Below are 8,230 nucleotides of genomic sequence, written 5' to 3' on the forward strand. Positions count from 1 at the left end.
GCCGCTTCCGCCACCGGCGTCGGGGTCGCCTCGACAGGCGCGGGGGCGGCGGCCAGCGGCTGGGCCGGCAGCACCGGCGGCGTGGCCGCGGGCTCGGCCAGCGGGGCCGGGGCGGAGTCCTCGCCGCCCATCATCATCGCCGCCGCGCCGGCGCCCAGCACCAGCACGCCGATCGGCGCAAGGATCATCCAGGTCTTGAGACCGCCCTTGCGGCCGCGCGCGCTGCGGCGGGTGCGGGCGTAGACCGGAACGAAGGGCTCCTCGCGCACGCTGTCGAGGTGATCGCCCTGGGGCATAGGTCGGTCGTGCGGATAGGTTACGGACATCTGTGTTCCTCCAAATCAGTGACGACGGAACCACCACGAGAGATCACGGTTCCGCAGAAACGGCCACGCCTCGAAGAAACACTGTTGCGGACACAGTTTAGCCTCGTGCCGTTCAGGTTTGTGGCGGAACTGTACTAACCCCTTGCCTTGCCGATGCTCAGTCGCCATCCCGGAGCCCGAGGCGGCGCGCAACGGAACTTGACCCTGCGGAACCGCCGCTTCGGCGCCACGCCCCGCCGTAAACCGCCGTTCAGGACGGCTCAAAGCGGCCGCGAATTCCCCCGCCGGTTGACCCGAACCCCCGGCTTGTTCATCACCGTCACGAGCGGCGTCTTCCAACGGAGTGGATGGGACTATGGGGTTGGTGGCGAATATCCGGCGCGACATGCGGTTCGCGAAGGGGCTGCGCCGACTGCTCAAGCGCATCAAGCCGATCGATCTCGACAGCCCCGATCTGGTCTGTGACGACTGGGAAGAGGCGGTCGACAAATTCCCCGACCATGTCGCCATCCAGGACGACCGGCTGACGCTGACCTATCGCGAGCTGGACGCCATGGCCAACCGCTTCGGCCACTGGGCCCAGAGCCGGCGGCTCAAGCGCGGCGACACCATCGCCCTGCTGATGCTCAACCGGGCCGAATACATCGCCGCCTGGATGGGGTTCTCCAAGGTCGGGGTCGCCACGGCCCTGATCAACACCAACCTGACGGGCCACGCCCTGGCTCACTGCCTCGCCATCTCCAACGCCTCCCAGGTGGTCACCGACGTCGACTCCTGGCGCAAGGTCGAGGACGCGCGCCCCTTCGCCGGCCGCAACCTGATGCTCTGGGTGCTGGGCCTCGCCGACGCCGACGAGGCCGACGAGCGCCGCGGCCTCGACAAGCCCGTCCGGGGCGGGTCCTCCGTGCGGCCGGCGCGCTCGGTGCGCTCGGGCCTGACCAACCGCGACACGGCCCTGTACATCTACACCTCGGGCACCACCGGCCTGCCCAAGGCGGCCAAGGTCACCCACGCGCGGGCCCGCACCTACATGCGCGCCTTCGCCGGCGCCACCGCGGCCACCGACAAGGACGTCACCTTCAACGTCCTGCCGCTCTATCACTCCACCGGCGGCCTGGTCGGCATCGGGCCGGCCCTGCTGAACGGCGGCCGCCTGGTGCTGCGCAAGCGCTTCTCGGCCTCCAACTTCTGGCCGGACGTGAAGGCCACGGGCGCGACCCTGTTCGTCTACATCGGCGAGCTGTGCCGCTATCTGGTGAACTGCCCCGAGAACCCCGACGAGCGGTCGCACAAGCTGCGCCTGGCCTTTGGCAACGGGCTGAGGCCCGACGTCTGGAACGACTTCCAGAAGCGCTTCGCCGTGCCGGAAATCCTCGAATTCTACGGCTCGACCGAGGGCAACGTCTCGCTGTTCAATTTCGACGGCAAGCCGGGCGCGATCGGCCGCGCGCCGGGCTTCCTGAAGAAGCAGATCAATTTCCGCCTCGTGCGCTACGACATCGACTCCGACGAGCCCGCCCGCGGGCCTGACGGCCTGTGCCAGCCCGTCCGGGCGGGCGAGGTCGGCGAGGCCATCGGCCGCATCGGCGACGACACCCGCCACGCCTTCTCCGGCTATGCCGACAAGGCCGCCTCGGAACGGAAGATCCTGCGCGACGTCTTCGTGCGCGGCGACCGCTGGTTCCGCACCGGAGACCTGATGAAGCAGGACTCCGAGGGCTACGTCCATTTCATCGACCGGATCGGCGACACCTTCCGCTGGAAGGGCGAGAACGTCTCCACCGCCGAGGTCGAGCAGCGGCTGGCCGACGCGCCCGGCGTCAAGGAAGTCATCGCCTATGGGGTGCCGGTGCCCGGGCATGACGGCAAGGCCGGCATGGCGGCCCTGGTCATCGACGGCCGGTTCGGGGCCCGCGCCTTCGCCGACTGGGTCGATCAGGAGCTTCCGGTCTACGCCCGCCCGGCCTTCCTGCGCATCATCAAGGCCGCCGACACCACCGGCACGTTCAAATACCGCAAGATGGATCTGGTGGACGAGGGCTTCGACCCCGAGCGGGTCGACGGGCCGATCTACGTCCGCGGCGGCAAGAGCGGCTATACGAAGCTCACCGACGCCGCCCGCCATGCGATCCTGAAGGGCGAGACCCGGCTGTAGCGCTCGCAACCGCCCCTTAATGATTAACGGCCATGGTCGGCGTCTCTCGCGCGCAGGACCGACCGCCCCTCCATGTTCCAGATTATCGGCATCGTGCTGCTGTTCGGCCTCGTGTTCGGCAGCTACATCATCTCGGGCGGAAAGTTCGAGGTCATCCTCCACGCCCTGCCTCACGAGATGATGGCCATCGGCGGCGCCGGCGTCGCGGCCTTCCTGATCTCCAACAGCGTGACCGTGATCAAGTCGACGCTCGGGGGCCTGGGCAAGGCTTTCGCCGGGCCGAAATGGAAGCGGCAGGACTACAAGGACCTGCTGTCGCTGCTGTTCCAGCTGACCAAGACCATGAAGTCCAAGGGCGTCATCGCCCTCGAAAGCCATATCGAGAAACCGGCCGAGAGCACCATCTTCCAGAAATATCCGAAGGTGCTGAAGGACCACTTCGCCACGGATTTCATCTGCGACACCCTGCGCATGATGACCATGAACCTCGAGGATCCGCACCAGATCGAGGACGCCATGGAAAAGCAGCTGGAGAAGCACCACCACGAGGCGCTGGGCGCGCCGCACGCCCTGCAGCAGCTGGCGGACGCCCTGCCCGCGCTCGGCATCGTCGCGGCCGTGCTCGGCGTCATCAAGACCATGGGCTCGATCACCGAGCCGCCGGAAATCCTTGGCGGCATGATCGGCGGGGCGCTGGTCGGCACCTTCCTCGGCGTCTTCCTGGCCTACGGCCTGGTCGGACCGATCGCGGCGCGCCTGAAGGCGATCGTCGACGAGGAGTCGGCCTTCTACAAGATCATCCAGTCGGTGCTGGTCGCCCACCTGCACGGCAATGCGGCGCAGATTTCGGTCGAGATCGGCCGCGGCGACATCCCGTCCTCGGCCCAGCCCTCCTTCCTCGAGATGGAAGAGGCGCTGCAGGGCGCGCCGGCCGAGGCCTGATCGCAGGCTCTGGTAACACCGTCATCACGTCGGCTCACCGACGATCACGGACCCGGGAACAGGGGCATGCATGGCCGGTTATCCGCAGGACCGATCGTGGGAGCGGGCGGCTGTTTCGCCCGGGCGATCGCTCGGAGGACCAGGCATGAAGCTGATGATCATCACCGCCGCCGCCCTTGGGGCCCTGACGCTGGCTGCGTGCACGCCCGCGGAGGACGAGACCGCTGCGGACGCCGCGGCGACCGGGGCCGAAACCTCGGCCACCGCTCCGGCGACGGACGGGGCCATGGCGCCGGCCGACGGAGCCACGACCACGATGCCGGACACCACGGGCACGACCAACCCGGACGGCACGACCACCCCTCCCGGCCAGACGCCGCCGACCCTGCCGCCGGAGCCCAACGGCTCGACCTCGCCCGCGACCTCGACGCCGCCGCCGATGTAGGCTCCATGGCCCACGACGTATCCGGAAAGGGGACCCCGCGCGGTCCCCTTTTTGCTGTCGGATGACAGCAGTTCACGAATGCGTGAGAATTTAGCTTGCGTATCCTCTCACGAAGCCGTTATCTCGGACCTGCGAGGATTCATGACCTCGTTGACCCTTCTGAAGGAAGAAAAACCCATGCGCATCACCGCTCTGATCGCCGCTTCGGCCGCCGCTCTGGCCCTGGCCGCCTGCACCCCCGCCGAGAAGGCCGAAGAGGCTCCGGCCGCTGACGCCACGGCCACCGAAGCCGCTGCTCCGGAAGCCGCTCCGGCCGCCGACGCCTCGATGGCCCCGGCCGCTGAAGCCCCGGCCGCCGAGACCCCGGCTGCCCCGGCCGCCGAAGCTCCGGCTGCCCCGGCTCAGTAATATCTGAGACGTAGCGGACCTCCGGGTCCGTTCGGAAAGGGTCGCCCTCACGGGCGGCCCTTTTTCGTTGCGCGCCAGGCGACCCGCGCAGCTTGCGCCAAATTCACTTGCGGCCCGGGCGCGGGCGTCGGTATCTCGGAGGACGGGACGCTGTCGTCCGCTCGAACGAAGGATCTCCCCCATGCGCATCGTCGCCCTGATCGCCGCCTCGGCCGCCGCCCTGACGCTGGCCGCCTGCAACAACGCCGAAGAGAAGGCCCCGGAAGCCTCCTCCGAAGCCGTCGAGGCCTCGGGCATCGCCGATGAGGCCGCCGTGACGGCGACCACGGATCAGGCGGCTGCGGACGCCAAGGCCGCCGCGGACGCCGCCGCCGCTTCGGAAATGGCCCAGGCCGAGCCGGCTCCGGCTGCGACCGCGGCTCCGGCCACGCCGGTCGAGGCTCACTGACCCAGGTCAGGGACGGAAACGTCGATCGGGGGCCGTCCGCGAGGGCGGCCCCTTTTCGTTGCGCTCCACCCCGGCTACGGCCTCGGCCATGACCGACGACCGTTCCCCCCGACTGGTCTGGACCGACGACGGCGCGCCGCGTTCGGGCCGGTTCGACGACGTCTATTTCTCGTGCGAGGACGGTCTGGCCGAGAGCCGCGCCGTCTTCCTCGGCGGCTGCGGACTGCCGGAGGCCTGGAGCGGGCGGAGCCGGTTCACCGTGGCCGAGCTCGGCTTCGGCACCGGGTTGAACATCGCCGCCCTGCTGGACCTGTGGCGCCGCGAGGGCCCGGCGGGCGGGCGGTTGCACATCTTCTCCGTCGAAGGTTTCCCGCTCACCCGCGACGAGGCGGCCCGGGCGCTGGGAACCTGGCCCGAGCTGGCCGGGGCCGTGGAAGCCCTGCTCGACGCCTGGCCCTCCCCGACACCGGGCTTCCACCGCCTTGACCTGCCCGGCTTCGGAGCCACCCTTGATCTCGCGATCGGCGAGGCGGCCTGGGCGCTGGCGCAGTGGTCGGGGCGCGCCAACGCCTGGTTCCTCGACGGCTTCGCCCCCTCGACCAATCCCGGCATGTGGTCGGACGCCGTGCTGGACGGCGTCGCGGCCCGCTCGGCGCCGGGGGCGCGGCTCGGGACCTTCACCGTGGCCGGCGCGGTGCGGCGCGGCCTGTCGCAGCGGGGCTTCACCGTGGACAAGCGCCCCGGCCACGGCCGCAAGCGAGAACGGCTCGAGGCGCGCCTGCCGCTCTCCGGGGGCGCCGCGAACACGCCGGACGTCGCCGTGATCGGCGCGGGCATAGCGGGGGCCGCCCTCGCGCGAGCCTTCGCCGCTCTCGGCGCCCGATGCACGCTCGTCGAAGCCGCGTCGCCGGGCGCGGGAGCGTCCGGCTTCCCCGCCTCGCTGGTCACGCCCCGGCTGGACGCCGGCGATGCGGCGATCGCCGCCCTCCACGCCCAGGCCCTCGCCCGGGCGCGGGCGCTCTATGCGGCCGTTCCCGGGGCCATCCTCGCCGACGGCGTGCTGCAGCTGGAACAGACCCCGCGCGACGCGGCCCGGTTCGCCAGGATCGCCACCCAGGACATCTGGCCCGCGGGCGCGATGACGCCGCAGTCCGGGCCGGCCTGCGCGGAGCGGCTGGACGAGCCGGTCGGGACCGGCGGGCTGTTCATGCGCGACGCCTTGGCCCTGAACCCGCACGCGATGCTCGATGCGTGGCTGGGCGGGACCGATCGCATCACCGCGACCGTAATGGGCGTCGAGCCGGCGCCCGGCGGCTGGAGGCTGATCGACGCGGCCGGCGAGGCGATCCTCGAGGCCGGGGCGGTCGTGATCGCCGCGGGCTGGGGCGCGGCGCCGCTGCGGACCGGGCTGCCGCTGTCGCCGGTGCGGGGCCAGGCGGACTGGGTCGAGGGAGTCGCCGCCCCTCCGGCGGCCTGGGGCGGCTATGTGGTCCCGACCGCCGACGGACTGCTGTTCGGCGCCACCCACGATCGGGGCGAGACGGCGGTGGAGACCGACGTCGCGGCGACGGCCCGCAACCTCGAAACCCTCGGCGCGCGCCTGCCGCGGCTGGCGGCGCGGGTGTCTGACGCGGGCGCGCCTCGCAGTCGCGCCGCGATCCGCGCCACGACGCCGGACCGCCTGCCGCTCGCCGGTCAACTGGGGCCGGGCCTGCTCGTCCTGACCGGCCTCGGTTCGCGCGGCTTCTGCGTCGCGCCCCTGCTGGCCGAGCATGTCGCGGCGCTGGCGCTGGAGGCGCCCTCGCCGTTGCCCGCCGCCCTGGCGGCGCGGGTCGATCCGAAGCGTTTCGTGATGTCGCCGCCCCTTGCGCAACCTTCACCGGCGGTGGACGGTTAACCGCAAGGCTGGCGATGCAACCCGCCGGCCGGGAGATCGATCATGACCCGCCTCACCCTGTCCGTCGCCGTCACGGCCCTGGCTGTCCTGACGGCGTCCTGCGCCCCCGTGGACGGTGCGGTCGCGCCCGGGGACAGCGCCGCCGCCGGCCCCGAACGCCGGTGCTTCAGTCCCGAGCAGGTGCGAAATTTCCGCCAGGGCGGACCCGGCCAGCTCTATGTCCGCGTGATCCGCAACGACGTCTACGAGCTGAATTCGTCGGGCGGCTGCACCGATCTCGACTTCGCCCAGCGCGTCGCCATCACGGCGGACGGCGCCGGTCTCGCGGGCGGGCGCATCTGCACCGGCGACTGGGCGCGGATCACCGTGCCGGGATCGTCGGCCTCGCTCACCACCTGCCGCGCCCGCGTCGATCGCGTGCTGACGGCGGACGAGGTCGCCGCCCTGCCCAGCGCCCATCGCCCCTGAGGCTCAGGCCTTCTGGGCGTAGCCGAGGCGCTGGTTCAGCTTCTCGATCAGGTCGATGGCGGTGTCGGCGATGACCGAACCCGGCGGGTAGACGGCGGCCGCCCCCATGTCGATCAGGGTCTGGACGTCGGACGGCGGGATCACCCCGCCGACCACGATCATGATGTCCGGCCGGCCCAGCTTCTCCAGCTCCGCCTTCAGCTCGGGCACGAGGGTCAGATGACCGGCCGCCAGGGATGACGCCCCGACGGCGTGAACGCCGCGCTCGACCGCCTCCTTCGCCGCCTCGGCAGGGGTCTGGAACAGCGATCCGGCGGTCGCCTCGAAGCCGAGATCGCCATAGGCGGTGGCGATGACCTTCTGACCGCGGTCGTGGCCGTCCTGGCCCAGCTTGGCGATGAGGATGCGCGGCGGCCCGCCGTCGTTCTCGACGAAGGCGGCGACCATCCCCCGGGCGCGGGCGATCTTCGGATCGTCGCCGGCCTCCGTCGCATAGACGCCCGAGACGGTCTGCACCGTCGCCACGTGGCGGCCGAAGGCGGCCTCCAGCGCGTCCGAGATCTCCCCGACGGTGGCGTAGGCGCGGGCCGCCTCGACCGACAGCTGCAGCAGATTGGCCTTGCCGCGCGCGCCGGCGGTCAGGGCGTCCAGCGCCGCCCGGGTCTTCGCCTCGTCGCGCTCGGCGCGCAGCCGCTTCAGCTTGTCCAGCTGGGAGGCCAGCACGGCGGCGTTGTCGACCTTGAGCACCGGAATGTCGTCGACGTGGTCGGCGAGATATTTGTTCACCCCCACCACCGTCTGCTGGCCCGTGTCGATCCGGGCCTGGGTCTTCGCGGCGGACTCCTCGATGCGCAGCTTGGGCACTCCGGCCTCGATGGCCTTCGCCATGCCGCCCAGGGCCTCGACCTCGGCCATGTGGGCGCGGGCCTTTTCCGCCAGTTCGTGGGTCAGGCGTTCGACGTAGAAGCTGCCGCCTCACGGGTCGATGACCTTCGTCAGGCCGGTCTCCATCTGCAGCAGCAGCTGGGTGTTGCGGGCGATGCGGGCCGAGAAGTCGGTCGGCAGGGCCAGCGCCTCGTCGAGGCTGTTGGTGTGCAGGCTCTGGGTCTGGCCGCCCGCCGCCGCCATGGCCTCGACCATG

The 8,230-nt window shown here is 71.1% G+C and carries 7 protein-coding genes and 2 pseudogenes; 7 read left to right on the forward strand and 2 right to left on the reverse strand.

Going from position 1 to position 8,230, the window contains the following annotated elements; genetic code table 11:
• Window positions 1–326: pseudogene (locus VGD32_RS07435) on the reverse strand (hypothetical protein); the annotation flags it as partial.
• Window positions 327–681: 355 nt separating this feature from the next.
• Here VGD32_RS07435 and VGD32_RS07440 point away from each other — a divergent pair.
• From VGD32_RS07440 to VGD32_RS07470, 7 genes are all read left to right on the forward strand, one after another.
• Window positions 682–2,481 (forward strand): long-chain-acyl-CoA synthetase, encoded by a 1,800-nt coding sequence (locus tag VGD32_RS07440; protein WP_331031265.1) that lies wholly within the window; start codon window positions 682–684, stop codon window positions 2,479–2,481.
• A gap of 72 nt (window positions 2,482–2,553) precedes the next feature.
• A complete protein-coding gene (gene motA / locus VGD32_RS07445) occupies window positions 2,554–3,423 on the forward strand; it encodes a flagellar motor stator protein MotA (protein WP_331031266.1) in 870 nt (289 codons plus the stop codon).
• A gap of 145 nt (window positions 3,424–3,568) precedes the next feature.
• Complete coding sequence (locus VGD32_RS07450) at window positions 3,569–3,868, forward strand: hypothetical protein (protein ID WP_331031267.1); 300 nt, start codon at window positions 3,569–3,571, stop codon at window positions 3,866–3,868.
• Window positions 3,869–4,045: 177 nt separating this feature from the next.
• A complete protein-coding gene (locus VGD32_RS07455; RefSeq protein ID WP_331031268.1) occupies window positions 4,046–4,276 on the forward strand; it encodes a hypothetical protein in 231 nt (76 codons plus the stop codon).
• Window positions 4,277–4,457: 181 nt separating this feature from the next.
• Window positions 4,458–4,724 carry a hypothetical protein gene (locus tag VGD32_RS07460; protein WP_331031269.1) on the forward strand — a complete coding sequence of 89 codons (267 nt, stop codon included), beginning with the start codon at window positions 4,458–4,460 and terminating at the stop codon, window positions 4,722–4,724.
• 88 nt (window positions 4,725–4,812) lie between these two features.
• Complete coding sequence (gene mnmD, locus VGD32_RS07465; RefSeq protein WP_331031270.1) at window positions 4,813–6,621, forward strand: tRNA (5-methylaminomethyl-2-thiouridine)(34)-methyltransferase MnmD; 1,809 nt, start codon at window positions 4,813–4,815, stop codon at window positions 6,619–6,621.
• A 42-nt stretch (window positions 6,622–6,663) separates the two neighbouring features.
• On the forward strand, window positions 6,664–7,089 hold the full coding sequence (locus VGD32_RS07470; RefSeq protein WP_331031271.1) for a DUF6491 family protein: 426 nt from the start codon (window positions 6,664–6,666) through the stop codon (window positions 7,087–7,089).
• 3 nt (window positions 7,090–7,092) lie between these two features.
• Here VGD32_RS07470 and VGD32_RS07475 read toward each other — a convergent pair.
• Window positions 7,093–8,230, reverse strand: a pseudogene (locus VGD32_RS07475) (methylmalonyl-CoA mutase family protein); the annotation flags it as partial.

Source organism: Brevundimonas sp., assembly GCF_036402095.1.
Lineage (GTDB): Bacteria > Pseudomonadota > Alphaproteobacteria > Caulobacterales > Caulobacteraceae > Brevundimonas.

What these genes read in the sequence shown, in the direction of transcription:
- motA (WP_331031266.1), top strand. Translation starts at nt 2,554, where the DNA reads ATGTTCCAGATTATCGGCATCGTGCTGCTGTTCGGCCTCGTGTTCGGC.
- mnmD (WP_331031270.1), top strand. Translation starts at nt 4,813, where the DNA reads ATGACCGACGACCGTTCCCCCCGACTGGTCTGGACCGACGACGGCGCG.
- VGD32_RS07455 (WP_331031268.1), top strand. Translation starts at nt 4,046, where the DNA reads ATGCGCATCACCGCTCTGATCGCCGCTTCGGCCGCCGCTCTGGCCCTG.
- VGD32_RS07470 (WP_331031271.1), top strand. Translation starts at nt 6,664, where the DNA reads ATGACCCGCCTCACCCTGTCCGTCGCCGTCACGGCCCTGGCTGTCCTG.
- VGD32_RS07450 (WP_331031267.1), top strand. Translation starts at nt 3,569, where the DNA reads ATGAAGCTGATGATCATCACCGCCGCCGCCCTTGGGGCCCTGACGCTG.
- VGD32_RS07460 (WP_331031269.1), top strand. Translation starts at nt 4,458, where the DNA reads ATGCGCATCGTCGCCCTGATCGCCGCCTCGGCCGCCGCCCTGACGCTG.
- VGD32_RS07440 (WP_331031265.1), top strand. Translation starts at nt 682, where the DNA reads ATGGGGTTGGTGGCGAATATCCGGCGCGACATGCGGTTCGCGAAGGGG.